Annotated in this window: 10 protein-coding genes; 2 read left to right on the top strand and 8 right to left on the bottom strand. The window is 68.3% G+C overall.

What is annotated here, in order from left to right:
- Nucleotide 1: 1 nt before the first annotated feature.
- Nucleotides 2-1615 (bottom strand): ABC transporter substrate-binding protein, encoded by a 1614-nt coding sequence (locus FWJ24_RS00135; RefSeq protein ID WP_150285765.1) that lies wholly within the window; start codon nucleotides 1613-1615, stop codon nucleotides 2-4.
- 232 nt (nucleotides 1616-1847) lie between these two features.
- Here FWJ24_RS00135 and FWJ24_RS00130 point away from each other — a divergent pair, with 232 nt between their 5' ends.
- Nucleotides 1848-2438 (top strand): ActR/PrrA/RegA family redox response regulator transcription factor, encoded by a 591-nt coding sequence (locus tag FWJ24_RS00130; protein WP_150285764.1) that lies wholly within the window; start codon nucleotides 1848-1850, stop codon nucleotides 2436-2438.
- 7 nt (nucleotides 2439-2445) lie between these two features.
- On the opposite strand, the gene FWJ24_RS00125 is transcribed toward FWJ24_RS00130, so the two are convergent.
- The 6 genes from FWJ24_RS00125 to FWJ24_RS00100 form a co-directional block, all read right to left on the bottom strand.
- Nucleotides 2446-3096 carry a hypothetical protein gene (locus tag FWJ24_RS00125; RefSeq protein WP_150285763.1) on the bottom strand — a complete coding sequence of 217 codons (651 nt, stop codon included), beginning with the start codon at nucleotides 3094-3096 and terminating at the stop codon, nucleotides 2446-2448.
- Between the two features lie 109 nt (nucleotides 3097-3205).
- The gene (locus FWJ24_RS00120; RefSeq protein ID WP_150285762.1) at nucleotides 3206-3673 is read right to left on the bottom strand and encodes an MmcB family DNA repair protein; all 468 of its coding nucleotides are present in this window, start codon (nucleotides 3671-3673) and stop codon (nucleotides 3206-3208) included.
- On the bottom strand, nucleotides 3670-5280 hold the full coding sequence (locus tag FWJ24_RS00115; protein ID WP_150285761.1) for a GMC family oxidoreductase: 1611 nt from the start codon (nucleotides 5278-5280) through the stop codon (nucleotides 3670-3672). Before FWJ24_RS00115 ends, FWJ24_RS00120 begins: the two co-directional genes overlap by 4 nt.
- A gap of 167 nt (nucleotides 5281-5447) precedes the next feature.
- Entirely contained in the window at nucleotides 5448-8603 is a 3156-nt protein-coding gene (locus FWJ24_RS00110) for an efflux RND transporter permease subunit (RefSeq protein WP_150285760.1), read from the bottom strand.
- Between the two features lie 13 nt (nucleotides 8604-8616).
- Nucleotides 8617-9807, bottom strand: a complete 1191-nt coding sequence (locus FWJ24_RS00105) for an efflux RND transporter periplasmic adaptor subunit (RefSeq protein ID WP_150285759.1) — start codon at nucleotides 9805-9807, stop codon at nucleotides 8617-8619.
- An 18-nt stretch (nucleotides 9808-9825) separates the two neighbouring features.
- The gene (locus FWJ24_RS00100) at nucleotides 9826-10434 is read right to left on the bottom strand and encodes a TetR/AcrR family transcriptional regulator (RefSeq protein ID WP_246155443.1); all 609 of its coding nucleotides are present in this window, start codon (nucleotides 10432-10434) and stop codon (nucleotides 9826-9828) included.
- A 235-nt stretch (nucleotides 10435-10669) separates the two neighbouring features.
- Here FWJ24_RS00100 and FWJ24_RS00095 point away from each other — a divergent pair, with 235 nt between their 5' ends.
- Nucleotides 10670-11827, top strand: a complete 1158-nt coding sequence (locus FWJ24_RS00095; protein WP_150285758.1) for an aminotransferase — start codon at nucleotides 10670-10672, stop codon at nucleotides 11825-11827.
- Between the two features lie 20 nt (nucleotides 11828-11847).
- Here FWJ24_RS00095 and mepA read toward each other — a convergent pair whose 3' ends face one another.
- On the bottom strand, nucleotides 11848-12834 hold the full coding sequence (mepA, locus tag FWJ24_RS00090; RefSeq protein ID WP_246155442.1) for a penicillin-insensitive murein endopeptidase: 987 nt from the start codon (nucleotides 12832-12834) through the stop codon (nucleotides 11848-11850).
- Nucleotides 12835-12994: the final 160 nt, after the last annotated feature.

Genomic DNA, 12994 nt, shown 5'->3' with positions numbered 1-12994 from the left:
CTTATTTCTTCTCGATCGGGTAGTAGAAATTCGTGTCGGAGGTCGGCCCGATCACGAAGCCGGACACGCCCTTGCGGAAGGCGGCGACCTCGATCTGCTGGAACATGATCACGAAGGGCGAGGTCTTCTGGTGCTCGCGCTGGATCTCCTCATAGACCGCCTTGCGCTTTGCGGCATCGGTTTCGAGCACATTGGCCTGGGTTTTCTTGGTCATGTCCGGGATGTCCCAGGCATTGCGCCAGGCGAGGGTCTTGGATTTCGCATCGTCGGAATTGTCGACATTGATCGCGAAGGTCTCGGCATTGGTGTGCGGATCGAGATAATCCGGCCCCCATTGGCCGATATAGATGTCATGCTGGCGGGCGCGATACTTGGTCAGGGTCGCCTTGCCGTCGCCGGGGATCAGTTCGAGCTTGATCCCGGCCTGCGCCCAGCTCGCCTGGATCGCCTGCGCGATATCGGTGAAGGGCGCGACATTGCGCACATCCATCGTGACGGTGAAGCCGTTCGTGACACCGGCCTTGGCGAGCAGCTCCTTCGCCTTGGCGACGTCGAACTTATAGGGCTTGTCGGTGATCGCGCCGAGGAACCCCTTGGGCAGGAAGCTCTGGTGCTGCTGGAACGTGCCCTGGACGATGTTCTTCTCGATCGCCTCGTAATCGACGAGCCATTTCAGCGCCTCGCGCACTTCGGGCTTGGCGAAGTTCGGGTTCTTGGTGTTGAGGCCGAGATAGAGGATGTAGCCCTTGTCGCCCTGCGTTGTCTCGATATTGGCGTTGGCCTTGATGGCGGTCAGCGCGTCCTTGTGCAGGTTGCGGGCGAAATCGACATCGCCCTTCTCGAGCAGCAGGCGCTGCGAGGCCGGCTCGGCGACATGGCGGACGATGACGCGGCGGTTCTTCGGCGCGCCCTTCCACCAATTGGCGTTGGCTTCGAGAGCATATTGCTCGTTGGCGCGCCAGGCGCGGAGCTGATAGGCGCCTGTGCCGGCGGAATTGGCCTTCAGCCAGGCATTCCCGAAATCACCGTCCTTCTCGTTCGCCTTCACGGTCTTGGAATCGACGATCGAGGCGACGCCCGAGGTGAGGCAGTTGAGGAAGAAGGTCGGGGCATAGGGCTTGTCGACCGTCATCACCACCGTGAGGTCGTCCACCGCCTTCACCCGCTCGAGGACATTGTCCTTGGAGAAGCCGAACTGGGTGAGGATGAAGCCGGGCGATTTGTTGAGCGTCACCGCGCGCTGGATCGAATAGACGACATCGGCGGCCGTGAACGGGTTGCCGGAATGGAACTTGACGCCCGGCCGCAGTTTGAACGTGTAGGTCTTGCCGTCGGCGCCGACGCTCCAGCTCGTCGCGAGATCGCCGACCAGCGCGTTGCCGTTCTTGATGTCGACGCCGATCAGCTTGTCATAGATGTTCGTGACCGCCTCGACGCCCGAGAATTCGAAGGCCTCCGCCGGATCGAGCGAGATGATGTCGTCGATCTGCTTCGCCATCACCACCGTGTCTTTCGGCGTCTGGGCGCCGGCGGGGAGGATGGGGGTGAAGGCGGTCGTGGCCAGCAGGGCTGCCGCAGCCAGCACGGCGCGGCGCGTGGTGAATGTGAATGTCATGGAATGCTCCCGCAAGAAGGTCGCGGCCGGTGAGGCCCGCCTGCGCGCATCAGATTGCCGTCTTGCACGCTTGTCAATGTCGCATCTCCCGGCAAGGAGGCGGCGCCGGCCGCCTTGCTGGAACGGTTCTCATCCGATCGCAAAGCCGCTGCGTAGATGAAGCTGCAAGGGCCGTGCCGCGCTGGTCGCGGCGCCTGGCTCAGGTCCGCATGGGGCGGGCCGGGAGGACGAGATGGATATTCGCACCGATAGCATCCCCGGTTCGGCGCCGCCCGAGCGGCGCGTCGGGGCGGCGTCCGAAACGGAATCGCTGCTGATCGTGGATAATGATCGCCCGCTGGTCGGGCGCCTCCGGCGCGATCTCGAGGCGCGCGGCTACGCGGTCACGGCCGCCGAAACCCTCGCGGAGGGGCTTCAGCACCTCCAGCTTCGCGCGCCGGATTGCGTGATCCTCGAAGCGCGGTTGCCCGATGGCAGCGGGCTCGAGCTGATCGCCGCGCTCAGGCGCCGCCGGCCGGATGCGCGCGCCATCGTGCTCACGGGCTTCGGCAACATAGCCAATGCCGTGGCCGCGATCAAGGGCGGCGCCTGGGATTACCTGTCGAAGCCGGTCGATCTCGAGGATCTGCACGCTGTCCTGCGTGGCGAGGGCGTCTTGCGACCGCCGATCGCCGAGAGGCCGATGTCGGCCGACCGCGTGCGCTGGGAGCATATCCAGCGTGTCTTCGAGGCCTGCGAGCGCAATGTCTCTGAAACGGCGCGGCGGCTGAACATGCACCGCCGCACCCTGCAACGCATTCTGGCCAAACGCGCGCCGCGCTGAGCGGCGATCAGATCGTCTGCGCGCCACCCTGGGCCGGGCGCGGCGCCGGCGCCTTGGGCGGCATGCCGTCTCCGAACGGGTTGGGCGGCGCCACCGGCGGACTGGGCGGCCTGCCCGAACCGAATGGATTCGGCGGTGCGCGGCGGCTGAAATCGTTGGCGCAGCGCAGGAGCGTCGCGAGCATTTCCGAGGTATCGGTCAGCCGGAAGGCGAGCGTCTGTCGTTCGGCGGCGACGCGCAGCATCTGCCCGTTGCGGAAGGCGACGAACAGCGCGTCGGTGGCCGGCAGGAAGACCTGCGCGAGCTTGTTGGTCTTGGCGAGCGCCTCGCCGCGGATGCGTGGCCCGTCATCGACCCAATATTCCACCGGGTAGCGCGTGCCGGGCGCGAATTCCCAGGTCGGGCTGGAAAAGCCCATGCTCCAGGCCTTTTCGCTCGTCACCGAGAACAGCAGCGTGATGCCGCTCTGGTAGCGCGCGCTCGCCGCACAATGCGAGAAGGCGCCGGTCTTGTCGTTGGAGAATGCGCCGCCCTGCCAGTTGTTGACGCGGAGCTTGGCGATCTCGGCCGCCTGTCCGGCGCTGGCGCCGAGGCCAAGCGCGGCGAGGCCGAACGCGGCGAGCAGCCGGCCGACGGGGTTCGGTCCTGTTCGTTTCATGCGCATGCCGCCTCCCTTGATCTGCCGGCGCGGGCCGGTATCGGCGCGCCACCATAACCGCGCGGCGGGTCCGAACCCAAGCCCATTTGACATTGCGCCGCCGGGCGGCTCAGAACGCGGGCGGGACGAGGGCCTCGGGGTCGAGAAGCCCGGCGAGCCGCGTCGCCGCGAGGCGGGCGAGGGTGATCGTCAGCGCCTTGCGGGTCGGCGCCGGCAGGGCGCGCCGCCCGTCCTCGCGCAGGATCTCCGCGCCGAATCCGTCGCACAGGATCAGACCCGCCTCTGCGGGGAAGATCGATGCCGGTACATCGACATGGCTCGCAAAATAGAAGCGATCGCAGAACCCGAGATATTCCCGCCATTTCGCGTCGCTCCGGAAATCGGCGATCGAGGACTTGATCTCGACGATCGTGATCTCCCCCGAGCGACCGAGCGCCACGAGATCGGCGCGCCGCCCGTTCGGCAGCGGCACTTCGGGGATAGCGCACAGGCCGCGCTGAAGGAAATGCCGCGTCAGTCCGCGCGCCAGGAGCCTGGCCACGGGCTCCGGCCCGGCATCGCCTTGGGCGTTGCTCACCGCGTATCCGCGAGGATCATCTCGGCGCCCTTCTCCGCGATCATCAGGACCGGGGAATTGGTATTGCCGGAGGTGATCGTCGGCATCACCGAAGCATCGACCACCGAGAGCCCCTCGACGCCGATCACCGCCAGCCGGGCATCGACAACGGCATCCGGATCGTCGCTCCGCCCCATCCGCGCCGTTCCGACAGGATGGAAGATCGTGGTGCCGATATCCCCGGCCGCCGCGGCGAGTTCGGAATCGCCGGTCAGATGCGCGCCCGGCCGGTATTCCTCCGGCCGGTAACGGGCCAGCGCCGGCTGCCCGACGATCCGCCGCGCGAGACGCAGCGATTCCACCGCGACCTGCCGGTCCTCGTCGGTCGCAAGATAATTCGGAGCGATGCGCGGCGGAGCGAAAGGGTCTGGCGATGCAAGCTGCACGGTGCCGCGGCTTGTCGGCCGAAGATTGCAGACCGAGGCGGTGATTGCCGGGAACGGGTGCAGCCCGCCGCCGAACGTGTCGAGGCTCAGCGGCTGGACATGGAACTGCACATTGGCGGTCGCGAAGCGCGGGTCGGATTTCGCGAAGATCCCGAGCTGCGAGGGCGCCATGGTCAGCGGGCCACGCCGGAACAATGCGAATTCAAGGCCCATCAGCGCCCGGCGGAACAGATTGGCGTAATCGGTGTTGAGGGTTCGGACGCCCGAAACGCGCCAGACCGGCCGCAATTGCAGATGGTCCTGGAGGTTCCGCCCGACGCCGGGGCGCGTGGCCAGCGGCGCGATGCCGAATTCGGACAGCGCGGCCGGATCGCCGATCCCGCTGAGCATCAGCAGCTTGGGCGAGGCGATGGCCCCGGCCGCGAGGATCACCCGCCGCCGCGCCCGGACCTCGCGCGATTCCCCGCCCTGCCGGAAGCGGAGCCCGGCCGCGCGCCGCCCCTCGAACAGCACGCGCTCGGCTTCGGCGCCGGTGAGGATCGTCAGGTTCGGCCGGTTGCGGACGGGATCGAGAAAGCCGCGCGCCGCGCTCCAGCGCAGCCCGCGCCGCTGGTTGACCTGGAAATAGGACGAGCCCGCATTGTCGCCGCGGTTGAAATCGTCGGTCCTGGGAATGCCGGCCTCGGCGGCGGCGTCGCGGAAGGCGTCGAGGATCTCCCAGCGGAGCCGCATCTCCTCGATCCGCCATTCGCCGCCGGCGCCGTGCAGGGCATCCGGCCCGGCATAATGATCCTCGTGCCGCCGGAAATAGGGCAGGACCTCGTCCCAGCCCCAGCCGGGGAGGCCCATCTGCTGCCATCCATCGTAATCGGCGGCCTGGCCGCGCATATAGATCATGCCGTTGATGGCCGAGCAGCCGCCCAGCACCTTGCCGCGCGGATAGAGCAGCGCGCGGCCGTTGAGCCCGGCGCAGGGCTCGGTCCGAAACAGCCAATCGGCGCGCGGATTGCCGATCAGGAACAGATAGCCGACCGGAATGTGGAACCAGATATAGCGGTCGCTGCCGCCCGCCTCGAGGAGCAGAACGCGCCGCGCGGGATCGGCGCTCAGGCGGTTGGCCAGCAGGCAACCGGCCGTGCCCGCCCCGACGATGACGTAATCGAAGGTCTCACCTGCATCCATGCCGTCTGCCCGCCCGTCTCAGCCCTGTGCGCCGCATCTGCCCTGTGCGTCTGCGGGCAGGCTAAGGAGGCGGGCGGGGAGCGGCAAGCGGCGAATCCGCCCCATTGTTCTGCGAAAATCGAACGAGGGGCGCGGGATCACGGCGCGCCCCTTCGATCGGCGCAGAGCTATTCCGCCGCCTGCGGCAGGGCGAGCGCCGGCGCGGGCGGCGGCGGCACGCTCTGCCGCCCGGCTCCGTCCGCCGCCTCGGCACGGATTCGCTTGCGAAACCAGAAGGCGTAGAGCGCCGGCAGGAACAGCAGCGTCAGGAAGGTGGCCACGAACAGCCCGCCCATCACCGTCACCGCCATCGGGCCCCAGAAGGCCGATTGCGTCAGCGGCACCATGGCGAGGATCGCCGCCATCGCCGTCAGCACGACCGGCCGGGCGCGGCGCACCACCGATTCGATGATCGCCTCGCGCAGGGGCAGCCCGCGGTCGAGATCGTGCTGGACCTGATCGACGAGGATCACCGAATTGCGCATGTCCATGCCGGAGAGCGCGATCAGCCCGAGCAGCGCCACGAAACCGAACGGCAGGCCCGAGAGGTTGAGCGCCAGCGACGCGCCGATCAGCCCGAGCGGGGCGCTCATGAACACCAGGAACAGCTTGGAGAAGCTCTGGAGCTGGATCATGAGCAGCGTCAGCATCACGATGAACATCACCGGGAACAGCTTGAAGATCGAGGCGTTGGCCTTGGCGCTCTCCTCGATCGCCCCGCCGATCTGGAGTTGATAGCCGGGGGGGAGGCTCTCGCGCAGGGGACCGAGCGCCTTCCAGATCTCGTTGGTGACATCGGGTGCCTGCACGCCGTCGATGATGTCCGAGCGCACGGTGATCGACATGTCGCGGTTGCGCCGCCACAGGATCGGCTCCTCGGCCTCGTAGGCGATCCGCGCCACCTGCGCCAGCGGCACCGGCACGCCGTTGCGGGCGATGAGCGTGAAATCGGCGAGCTTCGACGGGTCGAGCCGTTCCGCCGGCACGGCCCGCGCCACGACCTGCACCTGTTCGGTGCCGTCGCGCATCACCGTGATCGGCGCGCCGGACACCAGCGTCTGGAGGCTCTGCGCGATGGCGCTCGGGTCCAGCCCGAAGGCGCGCGCCCGGTCCTGGTCCACCACGAGGCGGATCGAGGGCATGCGCTCGTTCCAGTCCAGATGCGGATCGACGGCCTTGCGGTTCCGCTGCATCTCGTCGCGCACCTGGTAGGCGATGCGCCGGACCTCGTTCGGCTCGGTGCCGACGACGCGGAACTGCACCGGGAAACCGACGGGCGGGCCGAAATTGAAGCGGTCCACGCGCACCCGCGCGCCGGAAAGCGCGCCGGCGCGGATGCTGGCCTCCAGCCGCCCCTTGATCCGCTCGCGCGCCTTCACGTCCTTCGAGAGAATGACGATCTGCGCGAAAGCCTCGTTCGGCAGCACCTGGTTCAGGCCGAGCCAGAAGCGCGGCGAGCCCTGGCCGATATAGGTCGTGGCATGGATGACGTCCGGGTCCTCCTTGAGCAGCGCCTCGGCCTCGCGCGCGATTCCGGTCGTGGCCGTGATCGAGGAGCCCTCCGGAAGCCGCATTTCGAGGAAGAGTTCAGGCCGCTCCGAGAGCGGGAAGAATTGCTGCGGCACGCGGGTGAAGCCGACGATCGCCGCCGCGAAGACGCCGAGCATGACGAGGATCGTCAGGCCGCGATGGTCGACGCACCAGCTGACAAGGGCGCGCAGGCGGGAATAGAGAGGGGTATCGTAGAGCGAGGCATGATGATGGCCGCCGGCCTGCGCCGGATCACGCGCGCGCTTGCCGAAATCCGGCAGCAGCATCACCCCGAGATAGGGGGTGAAGATCACCGCCACGAACCAGGAGGCGATCAGCGACAGGCCGACGACGACGAAAAGCGAGCCGGTATATTCGCCGACGGCCGAATTCGCGAGCCCGACGGGCAGGAAGCCCGCGGCGGTTACGAGCGTGCCGGTGAGCATGGGGAAGGCGGTTGAATCCCAGGCATAGGCCGCGGCCTTCACCCGGTCCCATCCCTCCTCCATCTTCACGATCATCATCTCGACGGCGATGATCGCGTCGTCGACGAGCAGGCCGAGCGCGATGATCAGCGCTCCGAGCGAGATGCGGTGCAGGTCGATCCCGAGGAATTCCATCGCGGTGAAGATCACCGCCAGCACCAGCGGCACCGAGGTCGCGACGACGATGCCGGTGCGCCAGCCGAGCGACAGGAACGACACCGCCAGCACGATGGCGAGCGCCTCGATGAAGGCCTTCACGAATTCCTTGACCGAATCCGCCACCACTTTCGGCTGGTTGGCGATGCGGTCGATCGTGAAGCCGACCGGCAACTCCGCCTCGAACGCCGCCAGCGCCTTCTCGATATTCTCGCCGAGGGTCAGGACATTGGCGCCCTTCTGCATCACCACCCCGACGCCGATCGCCGGCCTGCCGTTCTGATGGATGATGAAATCGCTCGGATCCTCGAAGCCGCGGGTGATGCTGGCGATGTCGCCGAGCCGGAACGAGCGCCCGCCCGCCTCGATCGGGATCGCCGCCACCGCCGCCACGCCGTCGAGCGCGCCGGTGATGCGCAGCGGGATGCGCTGCGCCGCCGTCTCGAAGGTGCCGGCGGGGTTCACCGCGTTCTGCCGCGCCACCGCGTCGAAGATCGCCGAGGCCGGCACGCCGAGCGTCGCGAGCTTGGCATGGCTGAATTCGACGAAGATCCGCTCCTCCTGATGGCCGTAGACGTTGACCTTGACGACATCCGGCACCTTGAGCAGCGCGCGCTTGAGATCCTCGGCGACCCGCTTCATCCGAGCGTAATCGGCGCCGTCGGAGGTGATCATGGTCAGGATCGAATCGACGTCGCCGAATTCGTCGTTGACATTCGGGCCGACGATGCCGGCGGGGAGATCGGGCTTCAGATCGCCGAGCTTCTTGCGGAGCTGGTAGAAGAGTTCCGGCACCTGCCGCGCCGGCGTGTAATCCTTGAACTCCATCTGCATCGCCGCGAAGCCGGGCTTCGCATAGGTGATGACGCGGTTGAAATAGGCGAGTTCCTGCAACTTCTTCTCGATCCGGTCCGTCACCTGCTCCTGCATCTCGCGCGCGGTCGCGCCGGGCCAGGCGACGGTGATCGTCGCGACCTTGATCGTGAAGGACGGGTCCTCGGCGCGGCCGAGCCGGAGATAGGACAGCGTCCCCGCAAGCCCGATCACCACGATGAGGAACAGGACGAGCGCCCGATGGCGGACCGCCCAGGCCGAAAGATTGAAGCCGTGCATGATATGCCTCGTTTCAGCCGAGCCGGGAATCGTCGAGCGTGCGGACCTTCTGCCCGGCCCGCAGCGTGTGCACGCCGAGCGTCACCACGCGCGCGCCCTCGTCGAGGCCGGCGCCGATCACCGCCTCGCGCGCGTCGAAGGAGAGGAGCGTCACCGGCGTCAGCGCCAGCACCCCGCTCGCCGGATCGACGACGAAGACATGCGGGCCGTTGCCCTGGTCGAGGATGGCCGAGAGCGGCACGCGGATCGCCGAGGCGGCCTCGGACGGCGCAAGCGTGAGCGTTGCCGTCATGCCGAGCGGCGAATCGGCCGGGAGCCCGTCGAGCTGGAACCGCGCCTGGAAGGTGCGCGTCGCGGCATCGGCGTTCGGCGTCAGCTCGCGCAGGGCGGCGGGGTAGGGCCGGGCCGGCTCCGACCAGAGCGCGGCCTCGGCGCGGGCCTGGCGGGCGAAGGCCAGATCCTGCTCCGGCACCGCGACCTGCACCTCGCGCGCGCCGTCGCGGGCGAGACGGATGATCGCCTGGCCGGCCGCGACCACCTGGCCGGCCTCGGCGGAGAGCGCGATGACGATGCCGTCATGCTCCGCCTTCAGCACGGCATAGGATTGGCTGTTGACGGCGAGCTCCACCTGCCGCTCGGCGCGGGCGACGCGGCCCATCGCCTCGGCGACGGCTGCGCGCTGCCGGTCCGCCGCCTGATCGGTCGACCAGCCCTTGGCGCGCAATTCGGCGATTCGGTCGCGTTCGAGTTCGGCCTGCCGGGCGGAGGCCCGCGCCGCAGCGAGTTCCGCCTCGGCGGATTCGCGCGCAAGACGCAGATCGGTCTCGTCGAGCACGGCGAGCGGCGTGCCGGCACGTACGCGGTCCCCCACCTGCACGTGGCGCTCGGCGAGCTTGCCGCCGACGCGGAAGCCCTGATCGGCCTCGACGCGGGCGCGGATCGTGCCGACGAGCACGCGCGGCTGCTGGAGCCTCTCGCGCTTCGCCACCCGGACAAGCACCGGCCGGGTCGGGTCCGCTGCCGCCTGGCTGGCAGCGGGCCGGACCTCCGGGCGGCTCGCAAGCGCCCAGCCGGCCGCACCGCCGCCGGCGAGGACGAGCAGGGCGATCGGCGCCGCGCGGCGCAGGAAGCGGCGCCCGCGTGGCGCGGCAGCGGCGGATTCGGCAGCGGCAGTGGCGGGGGAGGTCGTCTCGGGATCAGACATGGCGGCCTCGGGGCGGGATCAGGGGCGGAGGGCGGCGATGATGAGGTCGGCAAGCGCCAATGCGCTTGAATCCATCTCGGCGAAGGTCGAGCAGCGCGAGCAATGCGCGATCATCGTCGGGTGGAAGATCTTGAGGCCGGCGTCGAAGGCGGTCGCGGCGAAGGCTTCCGGATCGACGGCGCGGAATTCTCCCGCGGCGATGCCGTCGCGGATGAGTTGTGCGAGGAAGGCCTCCATCTGGGCGCAATGGGCCTCGATGGCCGGCCAGTTCTCCTCCATCGCCGCCTCGACCATGTCGTGCAGGCGATGCTCGTGGATCAGCGTCGCGCGGTTGTGCTGGTGGAGGGCGAGGAAGAAGATCCGCAGCCGTTCGGCCGCCGGCAGCGGCCGCGCCACGATCTCGGCGACGAGTGCGCGGGTCTCCTCCGCCAGCTTGGCGCAGATCGCATTATTGATCGCGTTTTTCGAGGGAAAGAACCGGTAGATATTCGCAGGCGACATGCCGAGCGCGGCGGCGATGTCGGCCACCGCCGTCTTGCTGTAGCCGAGGCGGCGGAAATGCTCCTCGGCGACGGTGATGATGCGCTCGCGCATGTCCTCGGCGGAAATTCTCTGGCGGACATTCACGGGCGGGTGCCTCCAGGATGACAAGTATTATGTGATAAAAATCATATTTCATCACTCAACAGATAATGTCAAGTCCGCTTACAATGTAAATGATATTTACATTAATTATTTCTGTCAAGCAGTCCGGCAGCCGCTCTCGCGCAGCATCCGGCGTGATGGTTGCGTCGCGGCCGGCTTGTCTCTAGGGAGCGGCTCCGGAACCGGGCGATGGCGCCCGGGCAGGGAGGGCGCGTGGATGGCGGGCGGGTTCAATCCGGTCTTCGCCGGGCTGCCGACGACGATCTTCGAGACGATGTCGCGGCTTGCGCGCGAGCATGATGCCGTCAATCTCGGCCAGGGCTTTCCGGATGATCCCGGCGCGGAGGATATCCGTGCCCGCGCGGCCGAGGCGGTGAGAAGCGGCTGGAACCAATATCCGCCGATGATGGGGCTTCCCGAGCTGCGCCAGGCGGTTGCGGCGCATTTCGCCCGGCACCAGGGCCTTGCGCTCGACCCCGAGCGCGAGATCATGATCACCTCCGGCGCGACCGAGGCGATCGCCGGCGCGCTGCTGGCGCTGATCGAGCCCGGCGACGAGGTGGTTCTGTTCCAGCCGCTCTACGATGCCTATCTGCCGCTGGTGCTCCGGGCCGGCGGCGTGCCGCGCTTCGTGACGCTGAAGCCGCCGGAATGGCGCTTCACGGCTGAGATGCTGGCGGCGGCCTTCTCGCCGCGCACCAAGCTCGTGCTGTTCAACAACCCGCTCAACCCCGCCGGAACGGTGTGCCCGGCGCCGGACCTGGCGATGCTCGCGCATTTCGTGATGGCGCATGACGCCTACGCGGTCTGCGACGAGGTGTGGGAGCATGTCGTGTTCGACGATCACCGCCACATGCCGCTGATCGCGCTGCCGGGCATGCGCGAGCGGACGGTGAAGATCGCCTCGGCCGGCAAGATCTTCTCGCTCACGGGCTGGAAGGTCGGGATGGTGATGGCGGCGCCGGATCTGATGCGGGTGCTCGCCAAGGCCCATCAATTCCTCACCTTCACCACCCCGCCCAATCTCCAGGCGGCTGTCGCCTACGGCCTCGGCAAGGAGGACGGGTTCTTCGCGGCCATGCGGGCGGATTTCCAGGCCGCGCGCGATTACCTCGCCGCCGGGCTCCGCGATCTCGGCTTCACGGTCCTGCCCTCGGCCGGCACCTATTTCCTCAACATCGACATCGCGCCGCTGGGCGAGACGGACGATGCCGCCTTCTGCCAGCGGCTGGTGCGCGAGCGGGGCGTTGCGGCGATCCCCGTTTCGGCCTTCTATGCCGAGGACCCGGTGCGGCATATCGTCCGGCTCTGCTTCGCCAAGCGGCGCGCGACGCTCGATGCGGCGCTGGAGCGGCTGGCGGCCCTGCGCGGCTAGGAATGCGCCGGCGCCGGGCGCTATTTCGCGACCGCGATCGCGCGGCATTCGTCCGGGAGATCGTCGAGCGTCCAGGGCTTCGGCGGCGGCTTCGGCTTGCCCTGTGTCCCGGGCGGCGGTTTCGGGCGGTTCATCGCGGCATATTGCTTCTTCAGCCAATCCTGCAATTCGACGCCACAGCCGTCCTCGTCGGCCGGGAGCGGCTGGTCGACGCAGCTTGCGTCGCCGGCCGGGCAGGCGATGCGGATGTGGAAATGGTAATTGTGGCCCCACATCGGCCGCACCTTCGAAAGCCAGGCCCGGTCGGTGCCGGCATCCCGGCACAGCGCCACCTTGATGGCCGGATTGACGAAGATCCGCGCCACCGCCTTCTCCCGTGCCGCGAGCCGGATCAGGGCGAGATGCGCGGGCGTATAGGCCGCCGGGTCGACATCCATCCAATCGGGGCGGACGATGTTGGTGGCGCTCATCGTTTCGCGTTCCTCGCGGCTGAGGCGCCGCGCCGGCATCGGCGTCAGCCAGAGATCGGCGTCGAGCCCGATCTGGTGCGAGGCATGGCCCGTCAGCATCGGCCCGCCGCGCGGCTGCGAGATGTCGCCGACGAGCAGGCCCGGCCAGCCCGCCTCCTTCGGCGCGCGCCGGGCGAGGCGCTCGACGAGCGCGATCAGCTGCGGGTGCCCCCACATGCGGTTGCGCGACAGGCGCATCACCTGCCAGGTCTCGCCATCGACCGGCAGCGCCGTGGCGCCGGCGAGGCAGCCGCGCGCGAAGGAGCCGATCGCCCGCGCCGCGAGCGGCGCCGGGCCGGGCGCGGTGCCGAAGATCCGTTTGGCAGCGTTATGCGGAAGCTGCGAGAGAACCTTGGCGCGGCGCGCCATTTCCTCGGTCTCGGTCTGCTGCGCGCGCGCCGGCGTCGCCACCAGGAGCAGCGCCGCGCCCAGGGTGGCACGCAAGGCCATGCGCGCCACAATGCCCGAGAACGGGTTCAACCGCATCCTGCCTGTCATTCCGCCCCGCCCGTCCGTCTCGTCGCATGCCGATCCCCGACATATTCTGGCAGGGAATGGTTAACCGGAAAATGGACTTCCGGCCATGCCGGGGCGCTTCCCAAATGCCGGAACTCGGCTACGCTCACCCCAACCCGATGCATCGTGCGGGAAGAGCCGA

Origin of the sequence: Rhabdaerophilum calidifontis, from assembly GCF_008641065.1 — a bacterium.
GTDB lineage: Bacteria > Pseudomonadota > Alphaproteobacteria > Rhizobiales > Beijerinckiaceae > Rhabdaerophilum > Rhabdaerophilum calidifontis.
This window is presented reverse-complemented; position numbering and strand designations above follow the sequence as displayed.